This is a genomic window from Nitratifractor salsuginis DSM 16511, assembly GCF_000186245.1.
In the GTDB taxonomy this organism is placed as follows: domain Bacteria; phylum Campylobacterota; class Campylobacteria; order Campylobacterales; family Sulfurovaceae; genus Nitratifractor; species Nitratifractor salsuginis.
On the sequence record NC_014935.1, the window covers coordinates 80,871 to 93,933 of the forward strand.

14 protein-coding genes are annotated in these 13,063 nt (G+C 56.8%); 13 read left to right on the forward strand and 1 reads right to left on the reverse strand.

Annotation, left to right across the window (positions count from 1 at the left end; all coding sequences use genetic code 11):
* Position 1: 1 nt before the first annotated feature.
* From NITSA_RS00390 to hypF, 5 genes are read left to right on the forward strand one after another with little or no spacing between them, the layout of a single operon-like run.
* Positions 2–1,747: a nickel-dependent hydrogenase large subunit gene (locus NITSA_RS00390; protein ID WP_013553045.1), complete on the forward strand. Its 1,746-nt coding sequence runs from the start codon at positions 2–4 to the stop codon at positions 1,745–1,747.
* A gap of 12 nt (positions 1,748–1,759) precedes the next feature.
* A complete protein-coding gene (locus NITSA_RS00395; RefSeq protein WP_013553046.1) occupies positions 1,760–2,464 on the forward strand; it encodes a cytochrome b/b6 domain-containing protein in 705 nt (234 codons plus the stop codon).
* A 23-nt stretch (positions 2,465–2,487) separates the two neighbouring features.
* Positions 2,488–3,039: a HyaD/HybD family hydrogenase maturation endopeptidase gene (locus NITSA_RS00400; RefSeq protein WP_013553047.1), complete on the forward strand. Its 552-nt coding sequence runs from the start codon at positions 2,488–2,490 to the stop codon at positions 3,037–3,039.
* A gap of 45 nt (positions 3,040–3,084) precedes the next feature.
* Positions 3,085–4,497, forward strand: coding sequence for a Kae1-like domain-containing protein (locus tag NITSA_RS00405; RefSeq protein ID WP_013553048.1), 1,413 nt, complete (start codon positions 3,085–3,087; stop codon positions 4,495–4,497).
* 17 nt (positions 4,498–4,514) lie between these two features.
* Complete coding sequence (gene hypF / locus NITSA_RS00410; protein WP_013553049.1) at positions 4,515–6,815, forward strand: carbamoyltransferase HypF; 2,301 nt, start codon at positions 4,515–4,517, stop codon at positions 6,813–6,815.
* Here hypF and NITSA_RS00415 read toward each other — a convergent pair.
* Complete coding sequence (locus NITSA_RS00415) at positions 6,787–7,425, reverse strand: transposase (RefSeq protein WP_148224913.1); 639 nt, start codon at positions 7,423–7,425, stop codon at positions 6,787–6,789. The two genes, hypF and NITSA_RS00415, sit on opposite strands and share 29 nt — an antisense overlap.
* A 144-nt stretch (positions 7,426–7,569) precedes the next feature.
* Here NITSA_RS00415 and cbiM point away from each other — a divergent pair, with 144 nt between their 5' ends.
* Genes cbiM through hypE form a run of 8 tightly spaced genes read left to right on the forward strand, consistent with a single transcriptional unit; the run spans position 7,570 to position 13,062 of the window.
* Complete coding sequence (cbiM, locus tag NITSA_RS00420) at positions 7,570–8,214, forward strand: cobalt transporter CbiM (protein ID WP_013553051.1); 645 nt, start codon at positions 7,570–7,572, stop codon at positions 8,212–8,214.
* Entirely contained in the window at positions 8,211–8,522 is a 312-nt protein-coding gene (locus tag NITSA_RS00425; RefSeq protein WP_013553052.1) for a PDGLE domain-containing protein, read from the forward strand. Before cbiM ends, NITSA_RS00425 begins: the two co-directional genes overlap by 4 nt.
* On the forward strand, positions 8,509–9,054 hold the full coding sequence (locus NITSA_RS00430) for a hypothetical protein (protein WP_013553053.1): 546 nt from the start codon (positions 8,509–8,511) through the stop codon (positions 9,052–9,054). The genes NITSA_RS00425 and NITSA_RS00430 overlap by 14 nt, the downstream gene beginning before the upstream one ends.
* 4 nt (positions 9,055–9,058) lie before the next feature.
* Entirely contained in the window at positions 9,059–9,796 is a 738-nt protein-coding gene (locus NITSA_RS00435) for an energy-coupling factor ABC transporter ATP-binding protein (RefSeq protein ID WP_013553054.1), read from the forward strand.
* A gap of 37 nt (positions 9,797–9,833) precedes the next feature.
* The gene (hypB, locus tag NITSA_RS00440; protein ID WP_013553055.1) at positions 9,834–10,604 is read left to right on the forward strand and encodes a hydrogenase nickel incorporation protein HypB; all 771 of its coding nucleotides are present in this window, start codon (positions 9,834–9,836) and stop codon (positions 10,602–10,604) included.
* A gap of 12 nt (positions 10,605–10,616) precedes the next feature.
* A complete protein-coding gene (locus NITSA_RS00445; RefSeq protein WP_013553056.1) occupies positions 10,617–10,907 on the forward strand; it encodes a HypC/HybG/HupF family hydrogenase formation chaperone in 291 nt (96 codons plus the stop codon).
* Complete coding sequence (gene hypD, locus NITSA_RS00450) at positions 10,904–12,064, forward strand: hydrogenase formation protein HypD (protein ID WP_013553057.1); 1,161 nt, start codon at positions 10,904–10,906, stop codon at positions 12,062–12,064. Before NITSA_RS00445 ends, hypD begins: the two co-directional genes overlap by 4 nt.
* On the forward strand, positions 12,061–13,062 hold the full coding sequence (hypE, locus tag NITSA_RS00455; RefSeq protein WP_013553058.1) for a hydrogenase expression/formation protein HypE: 1,002 nt from the start codon (positions 12,061–12,063) through the stop codon (positions 13,060–13,062). Before hypD ends, hypE begins: the two co-directional genes overlap by 4 nt.
* The last annotated feature ends 1 nt before the right edge of the window (position 13,063 follow it).

Here is a 13,063-nt window from a genome sequence, read left to right on the forward strand (position 1 = left end):
AATGAGCAGCAAACATATTATTGTAGACCCTATCACCCGGATCGAGGGGCACCTTCGGATCGAAGCGGTGATCGACGAGAACAATGTCATCAAGGATGCCTACGCCAGCTCCACGATGTTCCGGGGGATCGAAACGATCCTCAAAGGACGCGACCCCAGAGACGCCGGGCTTTTGGCGATGCGGATTTGCGGTGTCTGTACCGGAACCCACTATCAGCGCTCCATTGAAGGGGTTGAGCATGCCTTTGGGGTCAAGATCCCCAAAAACGCCCGCCTGGTGCGCAACCTGATGCAAGGGGCACTCTACCTGCACGACCATACCGTTCACTTCTACCATCTGCACGGCCTGGATTGGATCGACATCACCAGCGCCCTCAAAGCCGATCCGGTCAAAGCGTCCCAGGAAGCGCTCAAGTGGACCGATACCCCCCACGGAACAGGAGTAGGGGAGCTGCGCCAAGTCCAGGAGCGCCTGCAGAAGTTCGTCAAGCAAGGGCGCCTGGGGCTCTTTGCCAACGGTTATTGGGGTAACAAGCACTACAAACTCACACCGGAGCAGAACCTGATCGGGGTCGCCCACTACCTGGAAGCCCTGGATATGCAACGGGAGATGTCCAAGATGATGGCGATCTACGGCGGAAAGATGCCTCACCCCCAGAGCATCGTCGTCGGGGGTGTCACCTGCGTGCAGGATATCATCAATCCCGCCCGCAATGAGGAGTTCAAATCGCTGCTTCGCAAAGCGCGTAACTTCGTCAAAAACGCCTACCTGGCCGATATCGCGATGGCGGGAGCGGTTTACTCCGATGAAGCACTGGACGGAACGGGCGGAGGGCTCAAGAACTATATGGCTTACGGCGGATTCCGCCTGGATGACAATGAGTTCTACAAAGCCAAGACGCTCTTCCCCAGCGGCGTCGTGCTCAACGGGGACCTGAGCAAGGTCTATCCTTTCGATCAGGCCAAGGTGACCGAAGATGTGACCCACAGTTGGTATGATGCCCCCGCGCCCCAGCACCCGTTTGACGGAACGACCAACCCCCACTACACCGGTCTCGCGAAAAAATCGGACGGAATGGCCTATCTGAAGACCGATGAAAAATACAGCTGGATCAAAGCGCCGGTTTACGGTGATCAGCGTGTCGAGGTCGGGCCGCTGGCTAGGATGGTGGTCGGTGTCGCCGCCAAAGATGAACGGATCACCCGCTATGTGATGGGCTTCCTGGAGCGTCTGGGCGGTTTGCTCGGACTGGGCAAGGCGGCCCCGGCCAGCGTCCTCTTCTCCACCGTTGGACGCACTGCCGCCCGGGCCATCGAGACGGAGATGATGGCGGATGTGATGATGGAGTGGATCGACGAATTGGCTGCCAACGTGGCTGCCGGTGACCACAGCACCTGGACCGAGTTTGACTTCGACAGCGTGAGCAAAGACGCCAAAGGGTATGGCCTCGAAGAGGCTCCCCGCGGCGCCCTGGGCCACTGGGTCAAGATCAAAGACGGAAAGATCGAGAATTATCAGGCGGTCGTCCCCTCTACCTGGAACGCTTCACCCCGGGATGGCAAAGGGCGTATGGGAGCCTATGAAGCGGCGCTCATCGGTACGAAGGTGGCCGATCCCGAGCAACCGTTGGAGATCCTGCGGACCGTGCACAGCTTCGACCCCTGTATCGCCTGTGCGGTCCATATTGTCGATACCAAGGGCAAGGAGCTCGGCAGCTTCAAGGTCAGCACCAGCTGTTCCGTCTAAAGGAGGCAGATTATGAAAACAGGGTATCGAAAAGTCAAACGTATGACTGCCGCAATGCGGATCAACCACTGGATCGTGGCGATCTGTATGGTCGCGGCAGTGGTGACGGGCCTTTATATCGGCCACCCCTACTATCAAACCCTGATCGCCGAACCGGCAGTTGATAAGTATGTGATGGCGTGGAACCGATGGGTGCATCTGATGGCGGCGATCATCTTCGATGTGAGCTCCGTAGTGGTCTTTTACCTCTACTTCTTCAGCCGCTTCGAGAAGCCGATCCTGAAATTGCTCCCGACACCGAAGAACATTGTCGAGTTCGTTATGGTCTTTGTGAACCTGATCACTTTCAACCGGGTCAAGAAGTTCGACTCTTCCCACGCCGACAGCTTCAATGCCGTCTACTTTTTCATTTTCCACCTGCTGCTTTTGTGGATGCTCTTCAGCGGCCTGCAGCTCTATGTGCACGGTCTGGAGAGCGGACACAGCAGTATCGGTGACTGGTGGCCGGCGATGCTGCATTGGGCGACCGATTGGACGGTGGCCTTTACCGGCGGGACCTATATGGATGTGCGGTATTGGCACCACGCGGCGATGTATTTTGTGATCGTCTGGGTGCTCTTCCATATCTACTATGAGGTTTGGCGCACGATCTTCTGGCAGGAGGGCGACATCGCCATCGTCTTTGGCGGCAGCAAATTCGCCAAAGAAGATCAGTAATTCTGATCGCTTAAAGGATTTTATTGCGTATTGCAGTTGTCGGTGCGGGGACAGTGATCTTCCGCGACGAAGGGGTCGGGGTCTATGCCCAGCGCTTCCTTCAGGAAAATTATGAATTTGACGGGGATGTGACGCTGGTCGACGGCGGGGTGTTGGGTTTTCAGCTGATGACCTACTACACCGACTATGACAAGGTGATCATCCTCGATACCATTACGATGAAAGAGGAGGGGCCGGGAGCCCTCTTCAACATTCCCGGCGAAGAGCTTCTGGGCTTGGGGAGCTACAAGCAGACCGCCCACGAAGTGGAGATCGTCGAAATGCTGGAGATCGCCGCACTCAACGGCAATCTGAGCGATGTCCATATTATCGGGATCGTCCCGGAGGATATTTTGAGTGTCAAAGCGGGTTTGAGCGATACGATTAAAGAGGCTTTCCCCGCTTTTGTCACCGAAGCATTGGCGGAGCTGGAGCGCAGCGGCGTGGGCTATCGGCCCAAAAAGCCCGGGATGAGTCTCGATGAGGTGATCGAGTGCTACGCCAATCCCACGGCGCCCCGCTGCGTGCCCCAATAGCTCTTTCAACAAAATCACTCCAAAATTTCAAATTCAAGGTTTAGTATGGCTATTATCCAGAGGATAGAGTATAAAATCGAACATAAATATTTCGCCGGCTTCCTCCAACAAGCGATCGATGAGAGCGGTGTGAAGGGGAGTGTGGAGCAGGAGAATGGGGTGATCCGCCTCACTCTCGACGAGAGCGACCCCAAGGCTCTGGAGCGCTTCAGCGCCTATACCCAAAAGTATCTGCCCCATTCGATCTTTTTGGGTGAGATCACGACCGAGCGGGCGGAGGCGGAAGCGGCTCAGAGTCCTTTCCGTTCCCCCGCCTATCCCATCGCCCCCTGTCCTCTTTGCCTGGAGGAGATCACCGATCCCGCCAGTGAGCGTTATCTTGACGATACCGTCTGCTGCACCCACTATGCCAACGAAGAGTGCTACGAAGATCAGGATGCGACCTGCTTCTCACCCCACTACAACGGCAACGATACGGTGCTGCTCTGTGACGCGAAGAAGGTAAGAGAGCTCTTTTTAGTCACCGACGAGGAGATCAAAGCCCTCTTTTCCATCGAAAAGCCCACCCTCAAAGTGACGATCAACGACCCGGAGCTTCGGGAGATCACCGGCAAAAAGTTCGTGCGCCTCAAGGCCCCCTACAATGTCAAAAGCGTCCTGGCGGCCCTCAATGCCAAAGAGAGCGGGATCAATACCCTCTTTTTCAACGAGCGCCCCAACGAGCCCTTCGTCGTTCTGGTACAGGAGCATCTGCATATGGTCCGGGACAACCGGATCAGTGCACCGCTGAAATCTTTGCATCCCGATCCGGCCCTCAACCGCTTTCTCAACGTGGCCGAGGAGGCGGAAGCGAGTCAGGCGATCGGTGCCTACCTGAGCCGCAGCCGCGGGATCAGCTTCCCGGTCCTGACCGATCAGGGAGCCAAAAAGGTGATCGATTTTCCTGCTTTTGATCTGCGGGAAGTGATCGACACTATGATGAACGACGATACCCGGCGGCGTCTGCTGGAGAATTTCACCAAAACCTTCCCCCACGAGGCCCACGCGCTCTCCGAAGCGATGGAAGGGGATCTTTTTGATGCGATCTGTGTCGTGATGGGACTCGAGGAGCGGAGCTTCGAAGCCCTGAGCGATCTCTCCCTGGAATTTCACGGCAACGGAGGACTGAAGATCGATATGAACTTCGAAGAGGAGGGCTTCGATTATGCGGCGATGCTGGGATCGATTATGAGCTTCCGGATCGCCGGGGTCGAACCCCATTATCTGGCCTACAGTATCTTTGAAGCCTTCGGGGATATGACCGTTTCGGTCCTGGGGCAGCTCAAGCGGGAGTTCAAGATCGACACCTTTTTGCTGATGGGGGACCTCTTTGAGAATTCGGTGCTCTTCAGCCGGATACTGAGCAAGTTCCAGATCTCCAAACCTTATTTCTCTTCCCGGATCGCTCTGGATGGGTAGGGCTTCTTTTTGACTTTATGAGAGCAAAGATCGCCAAAACCCTTCGCATCCGGGGGATCGTCCAGGGGGTTGGTTTCCGCCCCTATCTCTACCGTCTGGCCAAAAGATACGGCCTTAATGGTTTCGTCCGAAACGATGAGCGGGGAGTCGAGACGGTCATCGAAGGGGAAGCGGCGGCGCTCGAAGCCTTTTTGCAAGCTCTGAGCGCAGAGCTGCCTCCCCTGGCCCGTATCGACGGGATGGAAGTGCACGAAATTCCCGCTGCGGGCTATGAAAGCTTTGAGATCCTCTCCTCACACTCCTCCTCCGACAAATCTACGGCCGTCAGCCCCGACATCGCCCTTTGCGACGCCTGCCTGGCGGAAATGCGTGACCCTTGCAATCGGCGTTTCGGGCATCCCTTCATCACCTGTACCGATTGTGGCCCCCGTTACTCCATCATCCGCACCGTCCCCTACGACCGGCCCAATACTTCGATGGCGCGATTCCCGATGTGCGACAAATGCCGCGCCGAGTATGAAGACCCTGCCAGCCGCCGCTACCACGCCCAGCCCATTGCCTGCCCGGAATGCGGGCCGGTTTTGCAGTTTTGGCGCAAAACGGGGATGGAAAAGGGGAGATGGGAGGTGGAGGACGGAGAGCAGGGCAGTTTAATTGAAAAAGCGGCCAAGATGATTCGGGAAGGGAAGATCGTCGCCGTCAAAGGATTGGGCGGATTCCATCTGGTCTGCGACGCGAGCAATGCCGAGGCGGTTGCCGCTCTGCGCCGCCGCAAGCGCCGCCCCTCCAAACCCTTCGCCGTAATGGTCAAAGATCTGGCGATGGCACGTTCTCTGGCGCAGATCGATGCCGGAGAGGAGGCGCTTCTTCGCTCCAAGGAGCGCCCGATCGTTCTGCTGAAAAAGGCCGATCCTTACCTCTCCGCTATCGTCGACGATCCGATCGCTCCGGGGATTGACCGAATCGGCTTGATGCTTCCTTATACCCCGCTGCACCATCTATTCTTTGACTTCCTGGATGTTCCGCTGATCGCTACCAGTGCCAACCTCAGCGATGAGCCGATCATCCGCGAGGGCAAAGAGCTTCGGGAAAAGCTGGGAGGGGTGATCGACGCCGTGCTTGACCACAACCGGGAGATTGTCAATGCCTGTGACGACAGCGTGGCACAGATCGTCGCCGGCAGAGTACAGTGGCTGCGGGTGGCCCGGGGGATCGCCCCCTTGACACTCCAACTTGACAAAACGATTGACAAGCCGATGCTTGCCGTAGGGGGCAACCAGAAAAACACCCTGGCTTTGGCCTTTGAGTCGAAGATCGTTCTCAGCCCCCATATCGGGGATCTTGGAACGCTTGAAGCGATGGAGTATTTCGACAGGACCGTAAAAACCTTCGAGCGTTTCTACGATTTCAAGCCTCAGATCATCCTCTGCGATCTTCATCCGCGCTACGAGAGCCGCCGATGGGCGGAGCGCTATAAAGCCAAGAATCCATCCGTCGAGCTTCACAGCCTCCAGCACCACTACGCCCACGCCCTGGCCGTGATGGCGGAGCACAATTGGCGCAGCAAGGCGCTGGCGATCGTCTGGGACGGCACCGGATACGGCAGCGACGGGACGATCTGGGGCGCGGAGGCGCTGCTTTGTGATGCCGGGAGTTTCGATCGGGTGGCGTCGCTGCGCCCCTTTCGCCTCCTGGGGGGCGAGAGGGCGACCCGGGAGCCGCGGCGTGTCGCCCTGGCGATGCTTTTTGAACTCTTGAGTCTGGAGGAGGTGCTGGCGCTTGACAGTCCTACTGTGGCCGCTTTCAAACCCCGGGAGATCCGCCTGCTCCACCAAGCCTGGAAACGGGGGGCCAACGCTCCCCTGGCCAGTTCTATGGGGCGGCTCTTCGATGTGTTTGCTTCCCTGACGGGGCTCTGTCAACATCTGGGTTATGAAGGAGAGAGCGGATTGCGCCTGGAGGCCGAGGCGACCCGGAAGTCTATGAGGGGAGACGCGGGAGAGCTTCTGACTTTGAGGGAGGGCCAGATCGATTGGGAACCGCTCCTGAAGCGTCTGATTCGAGGAGAATCTGTCTCGGCAAGCGCCTTCATTCACGCCCTGGCGGAATCGATCGTCAAGATCGCTGAGCGCTACCCCGATCTTCCCGTGATTCTCTCCGGCGGGGTCTTTCAAAACAAAACGCTTCTGGAGCGTGTTTTGCCCCTGCTAAAGAACCGCGAAGTCCTTTTGCCGAGGCAGGTTGCGCCCAATGACGGGGCCATCGCCCTGGGGCAGGTATGGTGGGGGGTTAGCGGCTGCGGCGCATCAACTCCATAAGCTTTTCAAAACATTCTTCGCCGTAATTGAATTTGAACTCCGCCTCTTTGAGGTAGTAGATGAAATTCTCCCGTTTGATCCCCCGATAGTTTTTCATAAAGTGATCGAAATAGCGCCGGAAGGCTTCGATGGTATTCTCCCGGCTTTCGAGTTTCGCGATCCGGTGAAAGATGAAAAAGCGGGAGAACTCTTCCCAATACTGTTCATAGAGCCCGTCGTCGATCAGGGGCTGCTTGTAGCGCTCCAGTGAAGGCATCAGAATGTTGTAGACCCGCTCTCCGTAGGCGAAGGTGAGGAAGTTCTGCGCTTCAAAGATGTGGCGCTTGTCGCGGCGTTTGTTGTGATCGAGGTAGAGAGTCTTTTCATACTGGCTTACCCGGTCTCTGGCCGCTTCGTAATCACTTTCGAGCACTCCAAGCAGGCGTTGGCGAAGGCGCTGGTAGAAATTGAGGGCGGTGAGATAGTTCACCCCAAGCCTTTCGGCCGCCTCTTTGGCGCTTTGGTCTCGGCAAAAGGCGTGGGCCAGGGCCAATTGACGCTTCAGTTTCCCGGGGGCGTAGCGTTTTCGGCATTTTTTACACTGCACGCGCCCGTCGCCCAATCGGTTCAACGCTGAGCCGCAGTAGAAGCATTCTTCAGAAATATTTGGTCCGTTTTCTATAGAGGAGTGCTCACTTTTCATCCTTCTTTTATCGTAGCGCGTTATAATAAATCGCAACTGAATGACCATTCACCAAATCAGCAAAGGAGAAGTATGCATATCCCCGACGGCTATCTCTCTCCGGCAACGGTGGTGCTGACTTATGCGGTGGCTGTTCCGTTGTGGATCACGGGCTTCAAGAGACTCCGCCGGGAACTCAACGAAGAGACGCTGCCGCTTATCGGTGCTTTGGCGGCACTCAGTTTTATCATTATGATGTTCAATATTCCGATCCCGGGAGGGACCAGCGGTCATGCGGTCGGTGCGGCGTTAATCGCCATCCTCTTCTCTCCCTGGGTCGCCTTCGTGGCCGTTTCCCTGGTCTTGCTGATCCAGGCCCTGCTCTTTGGGGATGGAGGGATCAGTACCTTCGCCGCCAATGCTCTTTCGATGGCTTTTGTGGGCTCCTTTGTCGGCTATTATGTGTTTACCTGGCTCAAAAACCGCTCCTATGCCCCGTTTGCGGCGGGCTGGAGTGCACTGGTCGCCTCGTCGGTGCTGACAGCCTTTTTGCTGGGAATCCAGCCTATCTTTTGGCATCAGGGGGCCCAGCCGCTCTATTTCCCCTTCTCTTTGCGGGTGACCTTTCCGGCTTTGGTGCTACCGCATATGCTGTTTTTCGGAGTGGCCGAAGGGATTTTCACCGCGCTGGTCTATCGCTATCTGCACCAAAAAGAGCTCGGGGAGAAGGCGGCGTGAAACAAAGGCTCATCCTCGTAATTTCGCTTTTGGCGGCGGCGGTTCCCCTGGGCATTTTGAGCGACGCGTCGGCCTGGGGAGAGTGGGAAAAGGACTATTATAAAAAGATTTTGGGTTTCGTCCCGGAGGGGATGAGACATTTCGGCGGGATCGATGCCCCTCTTTCGGATTATGGTGTTTCGGGTCTGGGGCAAACCGCAGGATATTATCTCTCGGCGATTGTCGGGACCGTGGCGGTCTTTGCGATGATGATGCTCATCGGAAGATGGATGCTCAGAAAGGAACGTCGCAACGATGTGGAGAGATAGGCTTTTTTTCCCGGCGGCGGTGCTGGGCCTTTTGATCCTGAACGACGCCGGAGTCCTGGCGGCACTCATCGCTCTTTTGTGGATAGTTTCGCACAACAGTTTTTTCCGAATCAACCGTCGGGTCCTCGCGGGGATTTTCTGGTTCAACGGAGTGACCTCCGCCGGCTATGCCCTGGTCGCATCACTGAAAGGGGTGCCCTTCGCGGGATATCTGCTGCTTTTCAACCTGAAGGTTTATGCCATCAGCTATTTCGTGCTCTGGTTCTTTTCGCGTGTCGACCTGGTCAAGTTTTTCGCCTTCAGCCGCGATCTGAGCTATCTTTTGACCATCACCCTTTTTCATATGACGACCTATAAAAAGAGTTTCGAAGATTTCCGGATGGCTTATCGTGCCCGTGTCGTGCGTAAACTTCGCCGGCAGGAAGAGGGGTTCATTCTGCGCGTTTTTGACTTTTTCCTGAGCAAAGCGATGCGTGATGCCAAAGAACGGACATTAGCGATGAAAGCGAGGGGCTTTTTTGATACGGTGTGAGTCGATGGCTTTTGCCTACGAAGAGCGACAGGTGATCGAAAGCCTGAGTTTTGGAATCGAGCCGGGAGAGAAGGTGGCGCTTCTGGGGTGCAACGGCAGCGGAAAATCGACGCTTTTGCGTCTGTTGGCCGGGCTCTATCTCCCCAAAGGGGGCCGATATTTTTTCCAAAACAAAAAGATGGACAAGAAGCGCATCGATGCCTCGATCCGTTCCCAGATAGGTATTTTGTTCCAAAATCCGGAGAGTATGCTTTTCAACCCGACGGTCTTCGATGAAATCGCCTTTTCCCTGCGGGAATTCGGATACGACGATATCGAGCGGCGTGTGGAGGAGATCGCCGAACAATTCGGCCTCGAAGAGTTGCTCGGACTCAATCCCCTCAAACTCAGCGGCGGAGAGAAGCAGAAAGTGATGCTCGCCGCCATTCTTGTTTACGGACCGGATCTGTTGTTGCTGGATGAGCCGACGGCGGCGATGGACCCGGCCACCACCGGATGGTTTATCGATCAGCTGCTGGAGTGGCAGACGACACTGGTGCTGGCCACCCACGATTTGAGTGTCGCTTACGAGACCTGTGAGCGGGCCTTGGTCTTGGCTCCCGGGGGACAACTGCTCTACGATGGGCCGATGGAGCCGCTTTTGAAAGATTATGACTTGCTGGTCAAAGCCAATCTCATCCACAAGCACCGACACCGCCACAAACGGTTTATCCATTCCCATTATCATCTACACGAAGGATAGAAAATGTTCAAGAAAAAATCTATTATAGGAGTAAACGATGTGTAAAGACTGCGGCTGTTCCCTCACAGGACACGAACATCACGAACATCATCACGAGCACCATTCACACGAGCATCAGAAGGCCCACGAGCATCTGCACCACAATCCCCAGCTCAATGATGCCAAGACCATTTCGGTGATCCAGAAGATCCTGGACAAAAACGACCACGAAGCGGCCCACAACCGCGCCCATCTGGATGCCCACAATGTGCTAGGGATCAATCTGATGAGTTCCCCGGGCAGCGGCAAAACGACGCTTCTAGAGAAGATGGCCGAAATGGCCCCCTTCAAGTTCGGTGTGATCGAAGGGGATTTGGAGACCAACCGGGACGCCGACCGCCTGAGGGCCAAAGGGGTTCCGGCCCATCAGATCACCACGGGAAGCGCGTGCCATCTGGATGCCTTTATGGTGCACAAGGGGCTTCACGAAATGCCTCTGGATGAGCTGGATGTCTGTTTCGTGGAGAATGTAGGCAATCTGGTCTGCCCCGCCAGCTACGATGTGGGGACCCACCTCAACATCGTCCTGGTCAGCGTCCCCGAAGGGAGCGACAAGATCGAGAAGTATCCGGTGATGTTCCGCCAGGCCGACCTGGTGCTTATCACCAAAACCGATCTGCTGCCCTATTTCGATTATGACATCGAGCACGAAAAAGCCGAAGCGCGCAAGATTAAACCGGGTGTCGATATTCTGGAGGTTAACATCAAGGAGCCAGAGACAATCGAGCGGGTGATCGAGTGGATCGAATTCAAGCGCAAAATGCGTTAAGGAGAGAGCGGTATGTGTCTATCCATTCCCAGTAAAGTGGTCAAGATCGACAAAGAGAAAGCCACCGCCGTCGTCGATACGATGGGGGTGCAGCGTGAAGTGGGGATCGATTTCATCGAAGACGAGGTCAAGATCGGCGATTATGTCCTCATTCACATCGGTTTCGCGATGAACATTATCAGCGAAGAGGAGGCCCTGGCCTCCATCGAAACCTACAAAGAGATTTTGGCCCTGATGGACGAGGAGGAGCGCCAAAGGGCGATTCTGGAGGGGGATCAGTGCGAGGGAGGAGGGAGCGCTTGAACCTGACACTGAAAAACCTCTATGACGACTTCCGGGACCCCAAAACCATCAAGGCTTTGGCGGAGCTGATCACCCAGGAGGCGGAGAAACTCGATCGACCGGTGAACATTATGGAGGTCTGCGGCGGCCATACCCACACCATTATGAAGTATGGGCTCAAGCAGCTATTGCCCGAGAAGATCCGCTTTATCCACGGCCCGGGATGCCCGGTCTGCATTATGCCCAAGGAGCGGATCGACCACGCCTACATCCTGGCGCAGCAGCCTGATGTGATCCTGGTGACCCTGGGGGATATGATCAAAGTCCCCGGCTCCAAAGGCTCTTTGCAGCAGGCGCGCAGCCAGGGGGCGGATGTGCGCTTTGTCTATTCGCCGCTGGATGCCCTCAAGATCGCCCGGGAAAATCCCGAAAAAAGGGTCATCTTCTTCGCCATCGGATTCGAGACCACCACCCCGATGACGGCGGCGCTGATCGATCGGGCGGAAAAGCTGGGAGTGACAAACCTTCTTTATCATATCAACCATGTCACCGTGCCGGAGGTGATGCGCGAATTGATCGACAGCCGCGACGAACATATCGACAGCTACAACAACCGCATCGACGCCTTCATCGGCCCCAGCCACGTCAGCGTGATCGCCGGCGCCAAGATTTACCGGGAGTTCCCCGAGCGCTACGGCCGGCCGGTGGTGGTCAGCGGCTTCGAACCGGTAGATGTGATGGAGGGGGTCTTGATGCTGGTGCGTCAATTCACCCAGGGGCGCTGCGAGCTGGAGATCCAATACAGGCGAAGCGTCACGATGGAGGGTAACCTCTCCGCCCAGCGCCAGATCGACAAATTTTTCGAGAAGAGAGAACTCTTCAAATGGCGGGGCCTGGGAAATATCCCCCACAGCGCCCTCAAGCTCAGAGAGGCTTACGCCCACCTGGATGCGGAGAAGGTTTACGGCGAACAGTTACCGGTGGAGGAGATCGAGGATCACAAGCTCTGCATCTGCGGGGATATCCTACGGGGGATGGCCGAGCCTACCGAATGCCAAGTCTTCGGCACCGCCTGCACCCCCTCCAAGCCCCTGGGCAGCTGTATGGTCAGCAGCGAGGGGGCCTGTGCGGCCTACTACAAATACGGTGATCTTCTACAACGACGGAGCGATCGATGAAAAAAACAATTACCCTGGCACAGGGAAACGGCGGCGCGGAGAACCACGCCCTGATCAAAGAGATCTTCTGGCGCCATCTGGGCAACGAGATACTCGACCGCGGGGAAGATGCGGCGGTTTTGGAAGCGTTGGAACGCCCCGCCTTCACCACCGACAGCTTTACCATCTCTCCCCTCTTTTTCCCCGGCGGGGATATCGGGAAGCTGAGTGTCTGCGGCACCTGCAACGATCTGGCGATGATGGGGGCGCAGCCGCGTTACCTTTCCCTTTCGGTCGTGATCGAAGAGGGCTTCGAGCTGCGCATGCTGGAGAAGATCGTCCGATCGATCAAAAAGGAGCTGCCCCACAACGACGCCCTTATCGTCAGCGGCGATACCAAGGTGGTGCCCCGCGGAACCGTGGATGGGCTCTTCATCACCACCAGCGGGATCGGGGAACGCCGATGCGAGGGGATCGGCATCAGCCAAATTCAGCCAGGCGACGCGATTGTCGTCAGCCGGGATATCGGACGCCACGGAGCGGCGATCTTCGCGGCCAGGGAGGGGATGGAGCTCGAGAGCGCTTTGGAGAGTGACTGCGCCTCCCTCTGGCCCCAGGTGGCCTCCCTCCTGGAGGCGGGGATCAAACCCCACGCCCTGCGCGACGCCACCCGAGGAGGGCTGGCAGCGGTGCTCAACGAGTGGGCCGAAGCCAACAATCTCTGCATCGAAGTGGAGGAAGAGGAGATCCCCGTCAGCAACGAAGTACGGGGGATCTGTGAACTTTTGGGCTTTGAACCCGCCTTCTTGGCCAATGAGGGGACCTTCGTTCTGGCGCTGGATCCTGCCGATGTGCCCCTGGCGCTGGAGATCCTCGAAGCCTTCCCCGGCGGGGAAGAAGCGATGAGGATCGGGGAAGTCAAAGGAGACTACCCCGGCAAAGTGGTCCTCAACAGCCCCTGGGGAACCCGCCGTTTCCTCGACTGGCCCACCGGGGAGCTGCTGCCGAGGATCTGCTGAG

What these genes read in the sequence shown, in the direction of transcription:
- NITSA_RS00390 (WP_013553045.1), top strand. Translation starts at nt 2, where the DNA reads ATGAGCAGCAAACATATTATTGTAGACCCTATCACCCGGATCGAGGGG.
- NITSA_RS00395 (WP_013553046.1), top strand. Translation starts at nt 1,760, where the DNA reads ATGAAAACAGGGTATCGAAAAGTCAAACGTATGACTGCCGCAATGCGG.
- NITSA_RS00405 (WP_013553048.1), top strand. Translation starts at nt 3,085, where the DNA reads ATGGCTATTATCCAGAGGATAGAGTATAAAATCGAACATAAATATTTC.
- hypF (WP_013553049.1), top strand. Translation starts at nt 4,515, where the DNA reads ATGAGAGCAAAGATCGCCAAAACCCTTCGCATCCGGGGGATCGTCCAG.
- cbiM (WP_013553051.1), top strand. Translation starts at nt 7,570, where the DNA reads ATGCATATCCCCGACGGCTATCTCTCTCCGGCAACGGTGGTGCTGACT.
- NITSA_RS00430 (WP_013553053.1), top strand. Translation starts at nt 8,509, where the DNA reads ATGTGGAGAGATAGGCTTTTTTTCCCGGCGGCGGTGCTGGGCCTTTTG.
- NITSA_RS00435 (WP_013553054.1), top strand. Translation starts at nt 9,059, where the DNA reads ATGGCTTTTGCCTACGAAGAGCGACAGGTGATCGAAAGCCTGAGTTTT.
- hypB (WP_013553055.1), top strand. Translation starts at nt 9,834, where the DNA reads ATGTGTAAAGACTGCGGCTGTTCCCTCACAGGACACGAACATCACGAA.
- NITSA_RS00445 (WP_013553056.1), top strand. Translation starts at nt 10,617, where the DNA reads ATGTGTCTATCCATTCCCAGTAAAGTGGTCAAGATCGACAAAGAGAAA.
- hypE (WP_013553058.1), top strand. Translation starts at nt 12,061, where the DNA reads ATGAAAAAAACAATTACCCTGGCACAGGGAAACGGCGGCGCGGAGAAC.